The sequence below is a fragment of the Pelolinea submarina genome (assembly GCF_003966975.1).
GTDB lineage: Bacteria > Chloroflexota > Anaerolineae > Anaerolineales > Anaerolineaceae > Pelolinea > Pelolinea submarina.
This window is the reverse complement of sequence record NZ_AP018437.1, coordinates 1-20,546: the sequence shown is the minus strand read 5'-3', so window position 1 is coordinate 20,546 and position 20,546 is coordinate 1. Positions and strand designations below refer to the sequence as shown.

Genomic DNA, 20,546 nt, shown 5'->3' with positions numbered 1-20,546 from the left:
TCTTACTCCTCTATTGGTTGATAACAGGTTCAATTCGTTCCATCCATAAATCGCGCGGGTGCCCCTTAATTGGAGCGGGATTGGCGGCAATGCGCTGGATCTCGGCCAGAATCTCCTCCGGATAAGGCATTACGCCTCCGATGCGGCCGTAGAATTCAACGCTGGTCTTGCCCTGAACGATTTTCAAAATATCCTCCAGCATCATGCCGGCATTCATTTCTACCACCAGAATGTTGTCCAACTGCGCGGCTACTTCCTGCACGGCTTGGACCGGGAAGGGCCTCAAGCTGATGGGACGCAGCAGCCCTACCGGGATGCCCGCGGCGCGGGCGGTCCGCACGGCTGAAAGCGCGATGCGGCCAGCAGTGCCGTTGCCAATAATGGCAATTTTGGCGTCGTCCATGTAATATTCGGCGAAACGCACCTCGTTTTTCTCAACTTCCTTCCAGCGTTTCAATAAACGCAAATTCATTTTTTCCATTTCCGCAGGATCAAGGTTGATGGATGTCAGGATGCGTTTATCCTTGCCGGCGCCGCCTCTGACAGCCCATTCAGGGATATCTTTGCGGACTTCCAGCATGGGCGGCATCTCTGCCGGTTCAATCATCTGGCCGATGCTGCCGTCCAGCATGACCACGCCGATGCTGCGGTATTTTTCCGCGATATCGAACATGCCGTAAACCATGTCCACGGTTTCCTGAACGCCGGCCGGGGCCATAACGATGGGATAATAATCGCCGTGCCCGCCGCCGTGCACCATCTGGTTGTAATCTCCCTGTGAGGGAGATATTGTCCCCAATCCGGGGCCGCCGCGTACCACATCCACCAACACCATGGGCAATTCAGTCGCTGCGATGTAAGACAGGCCTTCCATCATCAGACTGGTGCCGGGGCTGGAGGTGGAGGTCATTGTGCGTACGCCCGTGGCGGCTGCGCCGTAAACCATGTTAATGGCTCCCAACTCGCTCTCGGCTTGTAAAAATACCCGCCCGAGTTCTGGCATACGGGCTGACATATATTCCAACGCTTCCGTCTGGGGAGTGATGGGATATCCAAAATATGCCTGCAGGCCGGCACGAATAGCCGCCTCGGCGAATGCTTCATTCCCTTTCCATAATTCTTTTGCCATAGGGTCTCCTAACCTTGTGCTCCGCGTTTTTCGCGGTAGACCGTGATGGCTGCTTCAGGGCAAACCAGGGCGCAAATGCCGCAGCCGGTGCATTCGTCTTTGATCAGGTGGGCGGGATGAAATCCGCGTGGGGTGATGATTTCAGCGTTAAGGCCGATGACGTGCTGCGGGCAAGCTTCCACACACAATTCGCAGGCCTTACACAGGTTTTCGTCAACAACAATCGTTCCTCTAAGGGGCATTTAAAACTCCTTTAGTGAAATAAATTGGACAGATTTGGTATGAATTCGATCACATTGTACTATAGTGGAATTCACCAGCGTAAGTGCCACTTATCACTATGGGATTCTACAAATATCAACAGCTTTGACGCTAAAAATAACCCGGATTGGTTATAATCATCCCGATAATTGGAAAAACTATGCAGAAATCACTTCGTTTCTTACCCCTTTTAATGCTATTAATGGCTGCCCTGGCCTTAAATGCCTGCGCAGCCGAACCTGTTATAGGTGCTGTCGAGGATACCCATACCGGAAAAGAGACCGTACAAACTGACGATGAGAACCAGACTACAGCAGAGCAGTCTGCTGAGACGATCGAAACTCTGACACCGGTTCCCACGATGCCCTCGCTTCCAGATGGTTTAGAGGCGATTACGACTGATAATGCCGATTCGATTAGTCAATTGGCTGGGATTCAGCCGAATTTTCCCCTGTATGAACTGATTTCTCCCGATGGCCGCATGGGCGCGCGGGCCGATTTGGAAGGCATTGACGTGTTTGAAATGGACAGCGGAAAGCTGGCTGCGCATATCGATGTGGCCTTGCCCGATTGCCAGTATGGTTGGGATCGCTATTTCAGTTTCAACCAGGACGGCTCTTTTATCGCCGTTGCAGGCAAAGATGCCATCCAGGTCTGGCAAGTCGGCAGCGGGGTAATTTACGAAAGTCCGTACAAGGCCCAAACCGGGACGGATGCGGATACCTGCGGCGCAGAAATTCCGCAGTTGGCTTTATCGCCGGATGCGGGTTTGCTGGCAATTAGCGGCGTGACAACTGGCAGTACCTCCGCCCAGGCTTATTTCCGAGTGGTGGCGACATTGCAGAACCAGGTGGTGTATGAGTGGAACGAATCCCAGGATACACTGCACGGGGATTTATACACATTCCGCGGTTTGGGCTTTTCGTCTGACGGTACGGTACTGCAAACCTTTGATCCTTCACGTTATCAATCATTTTCCGGTGAGGAATACCAGGCGTTCCGCTTTTGGGCGGTGGGCACCTGGCAGGAACTATCGCGCAGCATGGAAGCGCTCAACGGTTTTCAGGCGGCCGACCAGTACTATGTATTGCAGGGGGATGAATCCATCCAACTGAAAAGTCGTTTGGATGGTCAGGTGCGCGCCAGCCTGGGCGGAACCGGCTGTACGCAGACTGAACCCTGCGATGCGCGTCTTTCACTTGAAACAAACACAGTGGCTCTGCTTAATATCAGCAAAGCTACGCTCACCTATCACCGCGAAGTAATCGCGACGCAAATGGCGATTTGGGATTGGCAGAGCGGAAAACAATTGGCCCGGGCGGAAGTTTTTATGCGCAACCTGGATGGTGTCCTGCCCGCCGAGGATGGCGGCTATCAGACCACTGCTGACTTCGGGGTAGCGGGAACAGCTCCCTCGAACTGGTGGACTTCTTCTTATAACTTTGACGGTTTGCTGGGCGGTACGGATTTGGTTTCTTTCAGGCCGCAGGTCATTGACCTCAGCGCACAAAGCGATTGTTATTACTGCAGTACCTGCTCGCTGAACCCTGCCGATCTGCAAATCTCCTGCCAAAACGCGTATTTCAGCCAGGAAAGCAATCTCTGGAAGGTGGCAAACAAGGATGGGCAGATAAGCCTGCAAAGTGTTGAAGGGGGCGGCACTTTTGACCTGAAATTACCGGCAGACGCCCAGGCGGATTGGGATTTGCGCCTTTTGGGATTCTCTGAGGAATTTCAGACGGCTTTCTATTGCCTGGATAAAGGTGGGCGTTCTCAGATCTGCGCGATTGCCATGGGTGGAGATCGGGATAAACTCACCGAGATGGAAGATATCTTTGGGCTGCGCTTCTCGGCCGACGGCAGCACGGCCGCTTATATTGACCGGCGCGAAAAAGCCTTGTTCCTGCTCAATTTACAGAGCGGCAAGCTCACCAAGATGGACGCTTATCAATCACGTGCCTGGTTCGTCAATCCCGCTTTTACGTCGACAGATTCCGAGATGGTTTATGTGGTTCAGAATCTCAGTGACCAAACACTCCTTTCACTGGAATGGGTGGACGGCGCGCAGGCCAAGGTACTGCGCCGATCTACGCTGGATACCGACACCATCGACCAGCCCAGCGCTTTAAGCCTGGGCGCGGAAAACGGTCTGGTGGCATTGGGTGCTTCGGATGGCTGGATTTTCGTGCTGGACCAGGAAAAGGGCAAAATAGTCACTTCCTGGCAGGCTGGATCTGCCCCGATTATTGGGTTGGCGTTTGCCGAAGGGGATGAGGTGCTGGTCAGCCTGGACGAGCAGGGCAACATAAGAATATGGGGAGTTGAATAATGCGGGTGGATAAATATTCTTTTTCCCGCACAAGAATGTGCGGGCTACGGAGCGTTAGCTTAAGCGCGCTGGCAATCTAGAGAGTGGAATAAAAAAAACCGCTGAAATTTCAGCGGTTTTTTTTTATGTTGGTTGAGCTTGTCGATCGCGGAGCATCCCCTTGGGGGAAGCCAACATTTTGTTGAGCTTAGGCGAGTTCGATGACTGCGCCGGCTGCTTCCAACTTGGATTTCGCGTCGTTAGCGGCTTCTTTGCCAACCTGGGTGAGGACTTTGGAACCGGCGGTCTCGGCCATGGTTTTGGCTTCCACCAAACCAAGGCTGGTGAGCTGGCGGATGACTTTGATGACATCGATTTTCTTGGGGCCGGCGTCTTTGATGACGACGTCGAATTCGGTCTTTTCTTCAGCGGCTTCGGCGGCTGCAGCGGGAGCACCGGCTGCGGCAACGGCTACGGGAGCTGCGGCGGAAACGCCCCATTTTTCTTCCAAAGTTTTTACTAATTCAGCAGCTTCCAATACGGTCAGCGTGCTGAGTTCTTCTGCTAATTTGTTAATATCTGCCATTTTAATTCTCCTGAATCTAAAATATTTTTCTTTTTATGGTTTAGCCAGCGGCCGGAGCCGGGCTTTTTTCTGAATATGCTTTTACTACTGCAGCCACCTGACGCGCGGGTTCCGAAATAGTGCGAACCAATTGTGTAGCAGGGGTCTGGATAAGCGCCAACAATTGAGCTCTCATCTGAGGCAGTGGAGGCAGCTTGGACAAGGCAATAACGGATTGTGCGTCCAATACTTTGCCGTCCATGAAACCGCCTTTGACAGCGAACAGATCGGATGAACTGGCTTTATCGACAACTTTAGCGACAGAGGGTGCATCTTCAAATGCGAACGCGACGATCGAGGAATCACTGAAGTAACCGCCATCGCTCATTCCGCAGTTTTCAAGCGCAATTTTCATCAAAGTGTTCTTGACAACATGCAATTCGCCGCCAACTTCACGGGCATCCGCGCGCAGTGCATCGATGTCTTTCATACGCATTTTTTGATACGTCATAACGTAGACAGCACTGGCGTCTTTGAGCCATTTTTCGTAGCTGGCAATAATTTCTTTCTTTTCCTGTTTTGTGAATGCCAAAGGTATTCATCTCCTTTCAAAAAAAATTGTCTTTGCCGTTGAAATCAGGCAAAGACAACCAATTCAGCTAATAAAAGCTTCTTTCGTTTCTTCACCTGAGCGGGATATTAAGCCTTGCGGCACCGGCCTTCATTGGCGAAAATTTCAGTAGTGATTATAACACGCTAATAAGGATTACTCCATTGCGAGCGCTTGGTTGGTGTCCACTTTGACGCCAGGCCCCATGGTTGCGGTCAGGGTGACTTTCTTGATGAATGTGCCTTTGGCTGCGGCCGGTTTGGCGCGGCGGATGGCGTTCATCAGGCTGGACAGGTTCTGGTAAAGCTGATCGAGTTCGAAGCTGACTTTGCCAATCGGAACATGAATGTTGGCAGTCTTGTCCAAACGGAATTCAACACGGCCGGCTTTGGCTTCGTTGATTGCGCGGGGCAGGTCTTCGGCGGGAACAACCGTACCGGCTTTGGGGTTCGGCATCAAACCGCGCGGACCCAAAACTTTACCTAAACGGCCGGCTTTGGCCATCATATCCGGGGTGGAAATTGCGACATCGAAATCGGTGAAACCGCCTTCGATTTTCTTGATCCATTCGTCATCGTCGGCAACGAAGTCGGCACCGGCTTCTTTGGCAGCGGCAGCGCCGTCGCCCTGGGCGAAGACCAGAATGCGTACAGTCTTGCCGAGGCCATTGGGCAGCACGACGACATCGCGCAGCTGCTGGTCGGCTTGGCGGGGATCGAGACCCGTGCGAATGTGAACTTCAACTGTTCCGTCAAATTTCGAATAGGAAGTCTCTTTTACCAGTTCCAAAGCCGTCTTGGGATCGTATAAGGTATCCGGATCTACTTTGGTTTTTACTTCTAAATATTTCTTACCGTGTTTAGCCATCATTTCTCCTTTGTGGTAGTGGCGGGTAGCGTCTACCCTCCCACGAAGTTATTATTTTTCTATCTGGATGCCCATGTTGCGGGCTGTGCCTTCAATCTGGCGCATGGCGCCTTCAACGTCAATCGCGTTCAGATCTTTCATCTTGGCTTCAGCGATTTCACGCAGCTGAGCGCGTGTGATGGTAGCAATTTTGTTGCGATTGGGAACGTCGGAACCTTTTTCCACACCGGCTGCTTTTTTGAGCATCTCGGAGGTGGGCGGTGTCTTCAGGACGAATGTGAAGGAACCATCCATGTAGACCGTGATTTCCGCAGGAATAATCTCGCCCATCTTGTTTTGCGTGCGAGCGTTGTATTCCTTGCAGAATTGCATAATGTTGATGCCGTGTCCGGCCAGAGCCGGGCCGATGGGGGGTGCAGGATTAGCCTTCCCAGCCGGAACATTCAACTTTACGATTGCTTTTACTTTTTTTGCCATTGATAAACTCCTTAAGTGGTTTTAGCGGGTGATAAGGGTCACCCTCCCACAATCCTCCTTGCGGAGGTTGTTTAAGATTTCTCCACCTGCAGGAAATCCAATTCTACAGGTGTTTCGCGCCCAAAGAAGTTGACCATAACGGTCACTTTGGCGCGTTCCATATCGATTTCCGAGACAGTGCCGCGGAAATCGTTGAATGGCCCATCAATAATGCGTACGCGCTCACCGGCTTTGAAAGTAACTTTGACATGCGGCGCTTCGGCTTCCATGCGTTTCAGGATTTGGGATACTTCTTCCGGGCGCAGGGGAGTGGGGTCGTTGCCCATGCCAACAAAACCGGTAACACCGGGGGTATTGCGTACAACGTACCAGGATTCCTCGGTCAGAATCAGGTTGACCAGTACATAACCGGGAAAAACATGCCGTTCAATCGAGCGTCGTTTGCCTTCCCGCACCTCAATTTCTTCCTGGGTGGGGATGACCACGTCGAAGATCATGTCTTTCATGCCCATGGTCTCGATACGCTGCTCAAGGTTGTGCCGCACTTTATTCTCGTAACCGGAATAGCAGTGGATCACATACCAGGCACGGCTGTCTTCCAAGTCGCTGGTTTTGCGAAGTTTGTGCGAAGGCGATTCTTCCGTCGAAGAAGAGATATCTTCGGAGGAATCCGCCAGCTCGGTTTGTTCATCAGGCGTGGGCGTACTTTCCGTTTCCGGCTCCTGTTGAATATCGTTATCCAAGTTGTTTAACTCTTCTTCGTTTGTCATTATCTACATCCTTTGGTCAGGCAAAAAACGCCTGGATACTAAGAGAGGATGAATGCAATTACATGAGTAAACACGAAATCAAGAAAACCCAAAAGTGCACTCATCAAGATCATGGTCAATATGACGACTTTGGTCAGATGCCAGGCCTCCTGAGTGGTAGGCCAGGTAACTTTCCGCAGCTCGCCAAGCGTTTCGCGCCACCAGCGGGTGATGCCATTGGTCTTTTTTTCGTTTTTTTTCTTTTTTTCAGGCATTTTCTCTCCTGTATTATGTCTAAAACGACGCCTTACTGATTGGCGTCGTGTTAATCAAGGCAGGCCAGGCAGGAATTGAACCCACAACCTCCTGTTTTGGAGACAGGCGCTCTGCCAATTGAGCTACTGGCCTTTAAGCTATGCGGGTGCTTCATTTACTGATCGCACCCGCATAATGTTACGCTATCTTACTTGGTTTCTCGGTGCAGAGTGTGTTTCCTGCAGCGCGAGCAGTACTTGTTTATTTCCAACCGGTTTGGGTCATTGCGCCGATTCTTTTCAGAAGTATAGTTTCGTTCTTTACATTCTGTGCAGGCCAATGTGATGACCGGTCTTACGTCTTTCTTAGAAGCCATTCTTACCTTCTCAACCCTATTCGCTAGTTAGCGCAGGTTTTATTCCAAAATTTGGGTGATGACGCCCGCACCAACAGTGAGGCCGCCTTCGCGGATGGCGAACTGGGAACCCTGTTCCAAAGCAACGGGGATGATCAATTCGACCTTCATGTTGACATTATCGCCAGGCATAACCATTTCAACATCAGCGGGCAATTCAATATTGCCGGTCACATCCATGGTGCGGATGTAGAATTGCGGGCGGTAGCCGGTGAAGAACGGTTTGTGACGTCCGCCTTCTTCGCGCTTCAGAACGTACACTTCAGCGTTGAATTTGGTGTGGGGGGTGATGCTCTTGGGAGCCGCAACCACCATACCGCGTTCCACGTCGGTGCGCTCAACACCGCGCAGCAATAAACCAGCGTTATCGCCGGCCATACCTTCGTTCAGGGTCTTGTGGAACATTTCCACGCCGGTGACGACGGTGGGCATGCTCTTTTCACGCAGACCGACAATCTCGACTGCTTCGCCAACCTTGACCTTGCCGCGATCGATACGTCCGGTGACCACGGTGCCGCGGCCCTTGATGGAGAAGACGTCCTCAACGGGCATCATGAAGGGTTTGTCCACGTCACGCTGCGGATCGGGGAAGTATGCGTCGATGGTGTCCATCAATTCCTTGATGCAGGCATATTCGGGCGCTTCCGGATCGGTGGAGTCGCTCTCCAAAGCCTTCAGGGCGCTGCCGCGGATGATCGGAATCTCATCGCCGGGGAATTTGTAGCTGGTCAGCATTTCGCGCAGTTCCAGTTCAACCAGTTCCAACAGTTCCGGGTCGTCCATCATGTCGACTTTGTTCAAGAAGACAACGATGTTGGGGACTTCCACCTGGTGGGCCAGCAGAACGTGCTCACGTGTCTGGGGCATGGGGCCATCGGGGGCTGCCACAACCAGAATGGCGCCGTCAACCTGGGCCGCGCCGGTGATCATGTTCTTGATGTAGTCACGGTGGCCGGGCATATCCACATGCGCGTAGTGGCGCTTGGGGGTCTCGTATTCCACGTGAGCAATATTGATGGTGATACCGCGGGCTTTCTCTTCCGGCGCATTATCGATGGTATCGAATGCGCGAAAATCCGCCATACCGCGAATGGCGGCATATTTGGTGATAGCAGCGGTGAGCGTGGTCTTGCCATGGTCAATGTGACCCATGGTGCCCACGTTCATGTGCGGCTTCGTTCGTTCGTAAGTTTCCTTTGCCATATTTTTTACTCTCCTAAAGCATTTATGATAATTACTTTGGACGGTCTGAGCCCTCAATGGGATTTGAACCCATGACCCCGTTCTTACCAAGAACGTGCTCTACCGTCTGAGCTATGAGGGCTAAACTTGCCCGTAACACACCGGTTCCCCGGTCTTTTGGCTTTTCAGCCAGTGGGCGGTGAAGGATTCGAACCTCCGAAGGCGTATGCCAACTGATTTACAGTCAGTCCCCGTTGGCCACTTGGGTAACCGCCCAAAAAATAACTACTGCCAGTTGCGGGCATGCAAGTGAGGCGCTCTGTTTTTCAGAAAACGCCCACTTGCTCGTTCGCAACTGAGCCGACGACGGGAATCGAACCCGTAACCTACCACTTACAAGGCGGTTGCTCTGCCGTTTGAGCTACGTCGGCAGTAATAATACTCATTTAAGGTACAACCATTGGATTATACCAAAAGCTTAAATGCAGGACAAGACTGGGATTTTACCATATTGCGTTGAAATAACAAGATGTTCGACACTTTTTAGTTGGGGCCTAACTAATTTCGACATGTTATAATCGATTTTATCCGTAAAGTTTATCAGGAGACTCAAAAATGGAAATACTATCAACGGCTTTGAAGCGCTGTGTTTTGATTAATATAAATGGAAGAATTGACAGTGAAACCGCGCCCCACCTGCAGAAAGCTTTGAATGCTTTGATTGATGAAGGCAACTATAAACTGGTGCTTGACCTGAGCAAGGTGGATTTTATTTCCAGCGCCGGTTTATGGGTTCTGGTAAACGCTCAAAAGAAATGCAAACGATTTAACCGCGGAGAGGTAGTGCTGGCAAGTATCTCACAACGCATCCACGACGCGCTGGATTTGGCCGGCTTTATCCCATATTTTAAAGTCTTTGAGGATACTGCAAAAGCAGTAGGCAGTTTCTAATCCGTCCTATGCGCTCGATTGCTTTCCCAGGCAGGTTCTCGAGCCTCAGCGAGATCAGGGAGTTTTTTGCCCGGGCGGCTGAGGAAGCCGCTCTGGATGAAAAATCCATTTGCGAGGTTGAACTGGCAGTTGATGAAGCCGCTTCCAATATCATTGACCATGCCTACGAAGGGGAAGGCAAAGGAGATATTGAGTGCTCCTGTGAAATTGAGCCGGGCAGGCTGGAGGTGATCATGCGTGATCATGGAAAGGCTTTCAATCCGGAAAAGGTGAAAGCGCCCAATACCAGGAACAATCCCCGCCGGCGTAAACAACGCGGTCTGGGTCTGCATTTTATGAAGTCTTTGATGGATTCGGTTGAGTTCAGCTTTAGCAGTAAAAATGGCAATGAACTCAGAATGGTGAAGATCGGGAAAGTACTCACCGATCAGGAACATACTCAACAGGAGTAATTTTGCAAAAGGCGCCTAACGTATTAAATCAAGCCATCTGGCGCCAATTGTTCGAACTGGGGGATTTATTACTGGCGCAGGACTCGATTTATGGACAAGTTGATTTAATAAAAATACATCTTTCTGCTATGGTCGGGGCGGAGGTCGATGTCCGTTTGAATGCGCAATTCAGGCCACTGCCGGATCAACAGTTGATCCTCAAGAAACAATTTGGAGAAGCCGGCAGCAATTCGGATATTTTCATAAAAAAAGATGAATCCTTCTTAAGCACGACTTCACAGGAATCCTTCAAGATTGTCCTCCAAAAAGAAAACGAACCCTTCGGCTGGATTCTTTTGACGTTCCCGGAACCGGTAGATATCTCCGAGGAGTGGCGGAATTTCCTGGAGATTTCCGGCCGTTACCTGGCAGGGATTTTGGACATGACACGCCTGACGCGCCTGAAAGATTGGCGCTTTGGCCAGCTTGCCCTGGTGCGTAACGTCGGCATGGAAATTGTACGCTTCCGTGAACCGTTTGACCTTTTCAACAAAATCGTTCAACTGGTTCAGGATACTTTTCAGTTTTACTTTGTTGCCCTCTATACATTCGATGAGGAAGAAAAACTTTTGGCGCTGCAAGCCAGCGCGGGCCAGGTGTTGAGCACGGAGCAACGGAACTTCCTAACCATGGGAAAAGGGATCCCTTTGGGTGAAGGCCTGGTTGGCGGTTGCGCGGCGGCTCGCAATGAGATACATGCGCCGGATGTCACTTGCTCGGAGAAATATCGCCCGGTGGAAGGCTTGTCGGCTGCCCGCTCGGAGATCTGTTTCCCGCTACTAATCAATGACCAGCTTCTGGGTGTGTTGGAAATCCTAAGCGATGAGCCGGATGCTTTCCATGAAAATGACGTTATGGTGCTGCATATATTGGCGGACTCCATTTCGCTGGCAATTGAGAACGCAGAATTGTTCGACGATATTTTCGAAAAAACCTGGATATCCACTGTTATGCTGCAGGTTGCGGAAGCCGCTCAAGCCTATGATAACTTGGACGATTTGTTTGAAGCAATTGTGCGCATTCTGCCTTTGCTGGTTGGCGTGGAGAAATGCGCTATCTATATGCCGGGAAAAGACTCGGCTGAGTTTTACCTGAACGCCCATTACGGTTTTCAAAAAAGCATGGAAGCTAAACTGGCTATGCTGCCATATGAAGACCAGGCTGCCGAACGTTTTCACCAGGTTGCTGTCTTGAAAATTCCCCTGGATTTTGATGAAGAATTTTTAAATGACGGTGAAATGTCCAAGCTAAAAAAAGACGTACACTGCTGCAAGCTGGTGCCTATGGTGGCGCATAGCAGAGTGTTCGGTTTACTGCTGGTGGATGAATTAAGGACTGTCAATACCGGCATCGGCGACAGGGGTTCCGGACAGCAGAGCGTGCTTGTGGCGGTTGCCAGGCAAATTGCGTTGGCGATTGAAAACTTTGAACTTCGGGAATCGCAGGAATATGAAGCTTACATCACGGCAGTTCTGCTGCAGGTAGCCGAGATGGTAGCCGCTTCGGTCAATCTGGATGAAACCCTGTGCAATGTCACCAACCTGTTGCCGTTGGTGGTGGGTGTTGATACGGCCCTGATTTACCTGCATGATGAAGCAACCGGACGGCTGCAGCTGCGTTCCAGCCACAGTCAAACCTGGAAATCTCAGGTGGAGGCGCTGCCCCCTTCGATTAAATTGACAAATCAGAGCCTGGATGCGGTTCGGGAACAACAGCAGCCGGTGTTCTGCGAGATTGGTGAATTGCCTCCCGCGGATTGGCTGCAAATTGATTACCGGGTTTTCCTGCGCAGCAAACAGGTTCCCGATATCCCCGAACCGGTTCTTATACTTTTCCCGTTGTACATCACTGACGACGATTATGGTTTCCTGATTGTGCTTGAATCCAGTGAGGGCCATGAATTACGGGAAAAGAAAGTTGAAATAATCAAAGGTGTCGCGCAGCAGCTTTCTATTGCGATTCAGAATGAATCTTTAAAAAAAGAGATGGTGAAACAAGAGCGGGTGCGCCGCGAAATCCAGCTGGCACAGGAAATTCAGAGGACCTTTTTGCCGGAAAAACTCCCGCAAATTCCGGGATGGGAGATCAGTGTCCGCTGGCGGCCGGCTTTACAGGTGGGCGGCGATTTTTACGATGCCATACCGATTGGAGAGCATCAGCTGGGTTTGGTTGTGGCGGATGTTTCCGATAAGGGACTCCCGGCGGCTTTGACCATGACCGTTGCCCGCACGCTGATCCATGCGGCCGCGCAATCCAGCAGCTCCCCGGCGGAAACATTGCAGCACGTAAACCGCATGCTGATGGAAAGTTCGCACGAAGGATTATTCGTCACGGTTTTCTATGCCGTGCTGGATATTGAGACCGGTGAGCTGGTCTACACAAACGCGGGCCATAACCTGCCGCTGTTATTAAGAAAGCACAACAGTCAGGTAATCTGGCTGGAAAAAGGGGCCATGCCTTTAGGGGTGCAGCCGGCGCTTGCTCTTGAAAACAAAACGCTCCAAATTCGACCGGGAGACCATTTGGTTATGTACACCGATGGTGTCACCGAAGCGCGCTCTCCGGTTGACGCTATCTTTGGGGAGGGCCGGCTTTACGGGCTGCTCAAGACTTATGTACCTCAAACTGATCTATCGCTGATTGAGATGCTGGATTCCAAATTACTTGAATTCCAGGCCAACGCGCAGCCCTCCGACGATGTAACCATTTACGTTATCCGGCGGGTATCGAGCTAGGCGACCAGCGACCGGTTCGTTTTAATATTCTAAGGGCGCACAGCGTTACCCAGCGCGATGGTTCCTGTTTCTGGCAAAATTCCCATCCTTTCCACTTGGTCCAAATCGATTCGCTGGTGAATCTTCCCGACTCATCCTGTTTGCTTTCCAGGATGGACAGGATTTCAATAAAACGGGCATCGTTATAGACTTGCGGGTAATATGAAAGCGTCTCCGCCAGGTGCAGCAGGTCGTACCAGATAAAGGGCACTTTCAGCTTACGAAAATCGGTACCCATTTTGAACAGATAAGGACGTTGTTCGTGGGAGTATTCCCATAGGGACAACGCAGTTTCCAATCCGGCCTGGATTTTAGGCTGGTATTTCTTCTTCTCAGGGCAGGCAGCCAGTAATTTGAGCATGATCAGGTTGGCGTATGGGCAGGGATCGCTTTGCTTGCCGGGGCCTTTGAAATTCCCCAGTTGGCTGTCCGCTTTGCACGGCCAACCGTTGTCCCGTCCTAAGTTCGCCAAAAAGTCTATTGCGGATAGCACGTGAAGGTCGTTCTCCATCCCCATTTTCTGCAGCGCATACACAGTGGAAGGTGCATCACAGGCACACCACAACCATTCATCCCTGCCGCTGCCGCCAAACACAGTGGGATAGTTGCTTATCACTTGAAATGGCCCATCTTTGGATTGATGATTTTTTATGACGGATAAAATGGTGGATAGGCCATCATCGTGGGCTTTCAAGCCAATGTCTGCTAAAAATACCAGCTTATGCAGGGGATGAACAGCGTCATTATGCCGTTTCAAGGGTGTGGTTTCCCACTCATCCAAATCGGCAATCAATTTCAGGATTTGTGGATCAGATAGTATCTCTTTTTTGGTTGTCTGCGCGGCTTGGGTTTCTTCGCTGGTATCCTGCAAGTCGATTAAACAGCGGTAGCGCACCCATGCCGGTCCGGTCATCAGCCAATCCAATACTTCACGCATGCTTCCTCCAGACGAAATTTCATTAAATTAGATCTTACAAATCCGATATGCTGAAAGCAAGGGTTAGAATTGGATTAAACTAAATAATGTATAATCATGCGCGAAATCGGAGGTTGAATGGAAATTACTTGGTTTGGGCATTCATGTTTTAGAATAACGGAACGCGGTCAGACGGCTGTTGTTTGTGATCCCTATGATTCGGAATTAGTCGGTTATCAACCCCTAAAACTGAAAGCGGATATTGTGACGATCAGCCATGAGAATCCCAGCCATAGTTATCTAAAAGGTGTAAAAGGCGATCCTTATGTGATCAAAGGACCGGGTGAGTATGAGGTTGGGGGTGTGTTCATTACCGGTCTGCGCACCGATATGCGCAAGAAGCGTGATCCTAATCAGCCGGTCAATACGCTTTATTTGATCGACTTTGGCGGCATCAATATCGTCCATTTGGGTGATATGCTGCAGGTGCCTACCCAGGCGGAAGTGGAATCACTTGGCCCGGTGCATATTGCTTTGGTACCTGTGGGCGGCAACGGCAGCTTAACGGCGGCCAATGCTTCCGAAGCTATTAGTCTGTTTGAACCCAATATTGTGATCCCCATGCACTATCAGACCCCACAGACCAGCATAAAACTGGATCCGATTGGCAAGTTCCTGAAAGAGATGGGCCTTTCCGAAGTGGAAACGATGCCTTCCTTGAAAGTTGCTAATGTAGCATCGCTGCCGGAGGAAACTCAGGTGATTGTGCTGGATTTCCCGCACGATTAGCAGGAGCAGGAGATGCCCGGCAAGCTGATCATGACCTGGGATATAAACCCGGAACACGAACAGGAATATTTTGAGTTCGTCGTCAGAGAATTCTTGCCGCACGTACAACGCTTAGGCTTTCAAATGAGTGATGCCTGGGTTACTGTCTATGGCGAACAACCGCAAATCATGGTTGGGGCTACCCTGCCCACCATAGCGGAGATTAATCAGGTCTTGCGCAGCGAGGAATGGGACGCGCTGATTGTGCGCTTGTTGGATTACGTAACTGATTTCAAATATAAAATAGTCTCAGCAACCGGAGGGTTCCAGTTTTGAACCCTCCCGGTTAATTTTATAATAACCCTTCTGAAATGAATACATTTTTGGTGAGCCGTGAGTTACTGGCCTGGTATGACCGCCATGCGCGTGGATTACCCTGGCGGGAAACGCACGATCCTTATCGAGTGTGGGTTTCGGAAGTTATGCTGCAGCAGACTCGCGTGGATACGGTCATTCCCTATTATCAAAAATGGCTTGAAAATTTTTCCGATTTGCACAGCCTGGCTGCGGCGGATGAACGGCAAGCGATGCAGTTATGGGAGGGATTAGGCTATTACAGCCGCGCGCGAAATATGCTCAAGACTGCCCGGATCCTGATTGAACAACGCGCCGGCCAATTCCCGGATTCAATTGCGGAATTAAAAAAATTACCCGGGATCGGCGATTACATTGCCGGCGCGCTGGCATCCATCGCGTTTGGCCGGGATGAGGTGGCCCTGGACGGCAACGGCTTGCGGGTGTTTGCGCGCTTGGCTGAGTTCGACCAGCCCATCAACGAGGCTGCCGGCAAGGCAGCTATTCGAGAGCTGATGCAGTCCATGCTGCCGCAGGGGCGGGCCGGTGATTTCAACCAGGCTGTAATGGATTTGGGCGCCACCATTTGTGTCTCGCACAACCCGCAGTGCGACCAATGCCCGCTGACGAAGCATTGTCACGCTTTTCAAAATAACACCCAGGATAGATTTCCCCTTCGTATTAAAAAGAAGCCCATCCCGCAGTACGCGGTTGTCGCTGCGGTCCTCCGAAACGGCGACACGGTATTGGTGGACAAGCGCCGCGCGGATGGCTTATTGGGCGGCTTGTGGGAATTCCCCGGCGGCAAAGTCGAGGAAGGCGAAGATTTGCACACCGCCCTGGTGCGCGAAATTCGCGAAGAATTGGGGGTGGACATTACTGTGCATGCGGACATCGGAACCTACCGGCACGCATATACCCACTTTAAAGTAGTGGTCACTGTCTTTGAAGCTGATATTCTGAGCGGCGAACCGGCAGCGCTGGCTGCCGATGAAATCCAGTGGGTGAGACCGGTTGAATTGGACCAATACCCCATGGGGAAAGTTGACCGACTGATCGCGCATTCGCTGCTGTAACTTTTATTGATGGCTTACGGTTTGTATAATGGGGGTGATGGAGAGAAGAATGAACTTTACCGCTGCGCGCCGCAGGATGGTGCAAACACAGATCGTGGATAGAGGTGTGGGGGATAAACTTGTATTAGCGGCCATGCGTACAATTCCCCGCCATGCTTTCCTTTCCCAGGAACTGTGGGCAGAAGCCTACCAGGATAATCCTTTACCCATCGGCTACGGCCAGACGATTTCACAGCCTTATATGGTCGGTTTGATGACCAGTTTGCTGGAATTGCAGGGAACCGAGAAAATTCTGGAAATCGGCACCGGTTCCGGATACCAGGCCGCGGTTTTGGGCGCGCTGGCTGCGGAGGTGCACAGCGTGGAACGTATCCCCGAATTGGCTGCATCAGCGCAGGAAAAATTAGTAGCGCTCCATTTCAACAATATCACAATTCACGTGGGCGATGGCTCTCTGGGTTGGCCGGAGGCGGCGCCTTACGACGGCATCCTGGTCACAGCGGGCGCGCCTGTTTCTCCCCCCGGTTTACCTGAGCAGCTCAAAGATGGCGGCCGGCTGGTGATCCCGGTGGGCGAGCATTGGCGTCAAATCTTGCAGGTGTGGATCAGAGGCGGGGACGGGTTTGAAATAAAAGAAATCCTGCCGGTGGTCTTTGTCCCTTTAAAGGGAGCGCAGGGTTGGCAGGATTCCGATTAAAAAAAAAGAAGAACGGGCCATTCGCTTTGGCAAGCTCAGGGGCCGCTCTTCTTTGGTAAGCGAGTTTTAAAATTTAGATTTTACTCATCGTCACCAGGACGGTGGGGTTGCGGCGGGTTTCTTTGTAAATAATGCTTTTCACCGTGCGGATAACATTGCGTTCCAGGTTCCCGTTGGAAGTATTGGTGGCTTGAATGATGGGTTTCTCCAGGCGGTTGAGGATTTCCTCAGCTTCCTGAGAGGCTGCAAAACCACGGCTGATGATTTCCGGATGGCCTACCATTTCACCATTACGTTTGTTCACGTTGATATGCACCAGCACAATGCCGTCCTGTGATAGCATAGCGCGGTCACGCATTTCGTCCGGGCCCAGGTCGCCGACCCACGAGCCGTCAACGAAGACGGTATTGGTGGGTACCTGCCCGCCTAATTTGATCTTTCCGTTTCTTACATTGATTACTGCGCCGTTTTCCACAATCAGAATGTGCTTTTCCGGAATGCCGGTCTGCTGCGCTAACAGGGATGCCTGTTTGAGCATACGCATTTCACCGTAACCGGGGATGAAGTACTTCGGCTTGGTCAGGTGGATCAACAGTTTCATGTCTTCCTGGCTGCCGTGTCCGGAGACGTGCACCGGAGCGATCTCTTCGTAAATTACGTTCGCGCCGCGGCGGAATAAATCGTTGATGGTGGAATAGACTGCTTCCTCGTTGCCGGGGATGATCTTGGATGACAACACAACCGTGTCGCCTTTACGAACGTCAAATTGGCGCTGGGTACCGCGGGCCAACCGGCCCAGGATTGAAGTGGGCTCACCCTGCGCGCCTGTGCACATGATCACAACTTCCGAATCAGGTAATTCCAGGGCAGTATTCATGCTGACCATGGTGCCCGGGGGAATATTCAGGTAATTCAGCTTTTGGGCCATTTCCACGTTCTCTACCATGCTGGTGCCTACAATGGCAATCTTGCGGTGGTGTGCCACTGTGGCATTCACCACTTGTTGGACACGCGAGATGAGCGAGGCGAAACTGGCCACGATGATGCGGCCTTTCGCTTGGGTGAATACTTGCTCAAAAGCCTCACCGATGATGCGCTCGGAAGGCGTCCACCCCGGCCGGGTGGCGTTGGTTGAATCTGCAATCAACGCTAAAACGCCTCTGCGGGAGAATTCAACCAGTTTGGCGTAATCGGTAGGCCAGTTGTCTACCGGAGTGTGATCGAATTTATAGTCACCCGATTGGACGATTAACCCTTCCGGCGTCTCAATGCCCAACCCGACTGAATCGGGAATGGAATGGCAGACGTGGAAGAAATCGATTTTAAAAGGTCCAATCTTGATGCTCTCACCGGCTTTGATGGTGTTCAAAGAGACATTGTTGATCATACCGCGCCGGGTTAATTTAACTTTAATCAAACCCAATGTCAGAGGCGTGCCATAAACCGGTACGTTGAATTCAGAAATGAAATGATGGATGGCGCCAATGTGGTCCTCATGACCGTGGGTGAAGATGATGCCGCGGATTTTGTCCTTGCGGCTGCGCAGATATTGGAAGTCCGGGATGATATAGTCGATCCCCAACATGTCGTTTTCAGGGAACATACTTCCGCAGTCTACGATGATGGCTGTATCTTCGTATTCATACAGCATCATGTTGCGGCCAACTTCTCCCAGGCCGCCCAATGGGATTATTTTGAGATTTGATTCTTTCATGTTTTTTTCCTTAATTATATAGATCCGTAAAGTACACGGATATGATTGCTGGTTTAATAGACAAAACCCTGGCGAGAGTCCGGCCAGAGTTTCGAGAAATTATAAGTTGTCTTCCTATAATTATTTTTTATCCAATCCGGTAATCTCATATCAATTTACCGGATTTCATTGTACCATGTAAAACTATCGCTTTAAAATGCGGCTATGTAAATGTTTTGTTAATAAAGATTTACGGAATTACGCGTAAACCTGATGGCTGTAGAGCTGGTCGCGAATTTGGAAAACCTGTCGCCGGAAATGATCGTCCCGTTCGAGCATGTCGGCCACCTTTTCACAAGCATACATGACGGTGGTGTGGTCGCGGCCGCCCAGCGTTTCGCCGATTTGCGGGAGCGATTCATTGCCTATCTCGCGCAGCAAGTACATGGCAACCTGGCGCGGCAGGGCAATACTCTTGGAGCGGTTGCGGCTGAGCAATTCCTCGTGGCTTAAGTTGAAAGCTTTTGCGACGGTTTCCAAGATTTGCTCCGGGTCGGGTGTTCCAATGTCCGGAAGGAAATCCACCAACGCAATCTTGGCCAGATCGATATCCAGCGGCCTGCCGCTTAAGTCCGAGTATGCCAACACACGCGTTAGGGCGCCTTCCAGCTCGCGAATATTGGACTGGATCTGCCGGGCGATATATTCCAATATGTCATTGTCAACCTGACGGCCGGCTTTCTCTGCTTTGGATCGCAGAATGGCCAGGCGTGTTTCCAGTTCGGGAGGCTGGATATCCACGATCAACCCCCACTCAAAGCGCGATCGCAGCCGTTCTTCCAACGTGACCATGGCTTTGGGAGGGCGATCGGATGAAATTACAATCTGCTTATTCTGCCCGTGCAGCGTGTTAAAGGTGTGAAAAAATTCTTCCTGGGTGGATTCTTTGCCGGCGATAAAGTGGATGTCATCGATCAACAGGACGTCAATCTTGCGATAGCGATCGCGGAAGCTGGATGTGTCATGTTTGCGGATGGCATTGATCAGATCGTTGGTGAATTCTTCGGATGACCCATACAACACGTTTAATCCGCGTCGTGTGATTTCATTGCCGATGGCATGCAAAAGGTGGGTCTTTCCCAATCCAACGCCCCCGTACAGGAAAAGGGGATTGTAGGCGTTGGCCGGATTTTCGGCAACGGCCTGGCTGGCGGCATGCGCCAGACGATTGTTAGGACCAACCACAAAATTGGAGAAACTATAGCGGTAATTAAAATTACCTTGTGCCTCGGAATTTGAAATAGGGGTGAAATCCTCTTCTGTTTCCTCGCGGTTGATCACGGGTTCTTCATGGCTTTGCAGAACAAAAGTAATCTGCTGTGGGCCATCCATAATTCCTGTTAACAGGCGCGATGCTGTGGAGGTGAGTCGGTTTTCCAACCAATCCCTGGCGTAAGTATTTTGCACACCAATAAAAAAGGTTTCATCCTGGTGCTTGATGAATTTGGTGTCACGGACCCAGGTGTCGTATGTGGCTTTGGGCAATTCCATTTGCAACTGCCCCAATGTAGCCTGCCATGCTTGCGATGCTTCCATGCCAGAGCTCCTCCCTTCTCTTCTAGTTATGATGTATCGTTCTATTTATGTAGTAATTAATAAACCCCACTTCGTCAACTATGTGGGATATACAAGATGATATTTCGTGTTAGCACCGACAGTGCTCTGGATAGCTCTGGGGAGCGAAAATTGTTGCTTCACAGAGAGTTCTTGTTGAAATGATTACTGTGATGATTCTATCAAATCCATATTGAATTTCCAAGTCGCAAAGCCTACGGCAGGTTAAAAAATGTTAATATTTTAAGGATTAGAAATCTTAAAATCCCCGAACGGAAACGCGTTTTTTCGTTTCGGTTTAGGACGCTTGTTCTTGCGAACAGGTGCCCCTTTAATCACACTTACCCCCAATATGTGCCAGTCTTACAATAGTAAATTGATTAATGAGCGAATT

Annotated in this window: 21 protein-coding genes and 4 tRNA genes; 8 read left to right on the top strand and 17 right to left on the bottom strand. The window is 50.8% G+C overall.

Features of this window, described 5'->3' with window-relative positions:
* Positions 1–10 precede the first annotated feature (10 nt).
* Both vorB and Pelsub_RS00120 read right to left on the bottom strand, forming a co-directional pair.
* On the bottom strand, positions 11–1,129 hold the full coding sequence (gene vorB / locus Pelsub_RS00125; RefSeq protein ID WP_116225052.1) for a 3-methyl-2-oxobutanoate dehydrogenase subunit VorB: 1,119 nt from the start codon (positions 1,127–1,129) through the stop codon (positions 11–13).
* 8 nt (positions 1,130–1,137) lie between these two features.
* The gene (locus Pelsub_RS00120; RefSeq protein ID WP_116225051.1) at positions 1,138–1,371 is read right to left on the bottom strand and encodes a 4Fe-4S dicluster domain-containing protein; all 234 of its coding nucleotides are present in this window, start codon (positions 1,369–1,371) and stop codon (positions 1,138–1,140) included.
* Between the two features lie 179 nt (positions 1,372–1,550).
* On the opposite strand from Pelsub_RS00120, the gene Pelsub_RS00115 reads away from it, so the two are divergent.
* On the top strand, positions 1,551–3,719 hold the full coding sequence (locus Pelsub_RS00115) for a WD40 repeat domain-containing protein (RefSeq protein WP_116225050.1): 2,169 nt from the start codon (positions 1,551–1,553) through the stop codon (positions 3,717–3,719).
* Between the two features lie 187 nt (positions 3,720–3,906).
* Here the strand turns inward: Pelsub_RS00115 and rplL are convergent, their stop codons facing one another.
* The 12 genes from rplL to Pelsub_RS00055 form a co-directional block, all read right to left on the bottom strand.
* Complete coding sequence (rplL, locus tag Pelsub_RS00110) at positions 3,907–4,284, bottom strand: 50S ribosomal protein L7/L12 (RefSeq protein ID WP_116225049.1); 378 nt, start codon at positions 4,282–4,284, stop codon at positions 3,907–3,909.
* Positions 4,285–4,324: 40 nt separating this feature from the next.
* The gene (gene rplJ / locus Pelsub_RS00105; RefSeq protein WP_158674904.1) at positions 4,325–4,855 is read right to left on the bottom strand and encodes a 50S ribosomal protein L10; all 531 of its coding nucleotides are present in this window, start codon (positions 4,853–4,855) and stop codon (positions 4,325–4,327) included.
* Between the two features lie 174 nt (positions 4,856–5,029).
* Positions 5,030–5,740: a 50S ribosomal protein L1 gene (rplA, locus tag Pelsub_RS00100; protein ID WP_116225047.1), complete on the bottom strand. Its 711-nt coding sequence runs from the start codon at positions 5,738–5,740 to the stop codon at positions 5,030–5,032.
* 51 nt (positions 5,741–5,791) lie between these two features.
* Positions 5,792–6,217, bottom strand: a complete 426-nt coding sequence (rplK, locus tag Pelsub_RS00095) for a 50S ribosomal protein L11 (RefSeq protein WP_116225046.1) — start codon at positions 6,215–6,217, stop codon at positions 5,792–5,794.
* Positions 6,218–6,288: 71 nt separating this feature from the next.
* Positions 6,289–6,987, bottom strand: coding sequence for a transcription termination/antitermination protein NusG (gene nusG, locus Pelsub_RS00090; protein WP_116225045.1), 699 nt, complete (start codon positions 6,985–6,987; stop codon positions 6,289–6,291).
* Positions 6,988–7,025: 38 nt separating this feature from the next.
* On the bottom strand, positions 7,026–7,241 hold the full coding sequence (gene secE, locus Pelsub_RS00085) for a preprotein translocase subunit SecE (protein WP_116225044.1): 216 nt from the start codon (positions 7,239–7,241) through the stop codon (positions 7,026–7,028).
* A 60-nt stretch (positions 7,242–7,301) separates the two neighbouring features.
* Positions 7,302–7,374 (bottom strand) — tRNA-Trp (locus Pelsub_RS00080).
* 55 nt (positions 7,375–7,429) lie between these two features.
* Positions 7,430–7,597 carry a 50S ribosomal protein L33 gene (gene rpmG, locus Pelsub_RS00075; RefSeq protein ID WP_116225043.1) on the bottom strand — a complete coding sequence of 56 codons (168 nt, stop codon included), beginning with the start codon at positions 7,595–7,597 and terminating at the stop codon, positions 7,430–7,432.
* Between the two features lie 39 nt (positions 7,598–7,636).
* Positions 7,637–8,839, bottom strand: coding sequence for an elongation factor Tu (gene tuf, locus Pelsub_RS00070; RefSeq protein ID WP_116226398.1), 1,203 nt, complete (start codon positions 8,837–8,839; stop codon positions 7,637–7,639).
* Positions 8,840–8,887: 48 nt separating this feature from the next.
* Positions 8,888–8,960 (bottom strand) — tRNA-Thr (locus Pelsub_RS00065).
* 51 nt (positions 8,961–9,011) lie between these two features.
* Positions 9,012–9,094: transfer RNA gene (locus tag Pelsub_RS00060), tRNA-Tyr, on the bottom strand.
* Positions 9,095–9,176: 82 nt separating this feature from the next.
* Positions 9,177–9,249, bottom strand: a tRNA-Thr gene (locus Pelsub_RS00055).
* A 184-nt stretch (positions 9,250–9,433) separates the two neighbouring features.
* On the opposite strand from Pelsub_RS00055, the gene Pelsub_RS00050 reads away from it, so the two are divergent.
* Genes Pelsub_RS00050 through Pelsub_RS00040 form a run of 3 tightly spaced genes read left to right on the top strand, consistent with a single transcriptional unit; the run spans position 9,434 to position 12,995 of the window.
* Positions 9,434–9,769, top strand: coding sequence for an STAS domain-containing protein (locus Pelsub_RS00050; RefSeq protein ID WP_116226218.1), 336 nt, complete (start codon positions 9,434–9,436; stop codon positions 9,767–9,769).
* Between the two features lie 8 nt (positions 9,770–9,777).
* Complete coding sequence (locus tag Pelsub_RS00045) at positions 9,778–10,221, top strand: ATP-binding protein (protein WP_116226217.1); 444 nt, start codon at positions 9,778–9,780, stop codon at positions 10,219–10,221.
* 2 nt (positions 10,222–10,223) lie between these two features.
* Positions 10,224–12,995 (top strand): SpoIIE family protein phosphatase, encoded by a 2,772-nt coding sequence (locus tag Pelsub_RS00040; RefSeq protein WP_116226216.1) that lies wholly within the window; start codon positions 10,224–10,226, stop codon positions 12,993–12,995.
* Here Pelsub_RS00040 and Pelsub_RS00035 read toward each other — a convergent pair.
* Complete coding sequence (locus Pelsub_RS00035) at positions 12,973–13,971, bottom strand: hypothetical protein (protein WP_116226215.1); 999 nt, start codon at positions 13,969–13,971, stop codon at positions 12,973–12,975. The genes Pelsub_RS00040 and Pelsub_RS00035 overlap by 23 nt on opposite strands.
* A gap of 117 nt (positions 13,972–14,088) precedes the next feature.
* Between Pelsub_RS00035 and Pelsub_RS00030 the strand changes: the two genes are divergently transcribed.
* The 4 genes from Pelsub_RS00030 to Pelsub_RS00015 are packed head-to-tail and all read left to right on the top strand — an operon-like array spanning position 14,089 to position 16,845.
* Entirely contained in the window at positions 14,089–14,739 is a 651-nt protein-coding gene (locus Pelsub_RS00030; protein WP_116226214.1) for an MBL fold metallo-hydrolase, read from the top strand.
* Positions 14,740–14,751: 12 nt separating this feature from the next.
* The gene (locus Pelsub_RS00025; protein WP_116226213.1) at positions 14,752–15,054 is read left to right on the top strand and encodes a hypothetical protein; all 303 of its coding nucleotides are present in this window, start codon (positions 14,752–14,754) and stop codon (positions 15,052–15,054) included.
* A 35-nt stretch (positions 15,055–15,089) separates the two neighbouring features.
* A complete protein-coding gene (gene mutY / locus Pelsub_RS00020; RefSeq protein WP_116226212.1) occupies positions 15,090–16,148 on the top strand; it encodes an A/G-specific adenine glycosylase in 1,059 nt (352 codons plus the stop codon).
* A 49-nt stretch (positions 16,149–16,197) separates the two neighbouring features.
* On the top strand, positions 16,198–16,845 hold the full coding sequence (locus Pelsub_RS00015; protein WP_232528606.1) for a protein-L-isoaspartate(D-aspartate) O-methyltransferase: 648 nt from the start codon (positions 16,198–16,200) through the stop codon (positions 16,843–16,845).
* Positions 16,846–16,918: 73 nt separating this feature from the next.
* Here Pelsub_RS00015 and Pelsub_RS00010 read toward each other — a convergent pair whose 3' ends face one another.
* Together Pelsub_RS00010 and dnaA are read right to left on the bottom strand one after the other, a co-directional pair.
* Positions 16,919–18,559 carry a ribonuclease J gene (locus tag Pelsub_RS00010; protein WP_116226210.1) on the bottom strand — a complete coding sequence of 547 codons (1,641 nt, stop codon included), beginning with the start codon at positions 18,557–18,559 and terminating at the stop codon, positions 16,919–16,921.
* A 237-nt stretch (positions 18,560–18,796) separates the two neighbouring features.
* Positions 18,797–20,134, bottom strand: coding sequence for a chromosomal replication initiator protein DnaA (gene dnaA, locus Pelsub_RS00005; RefSeq protein ID WP_116226209.1), 1,338 nt, complete (start codon positions 20,132–20,134; stop codon positions 18,797–18,799).
* Positions 20,135–20,546: the final 412 nt, after the last annotated feature.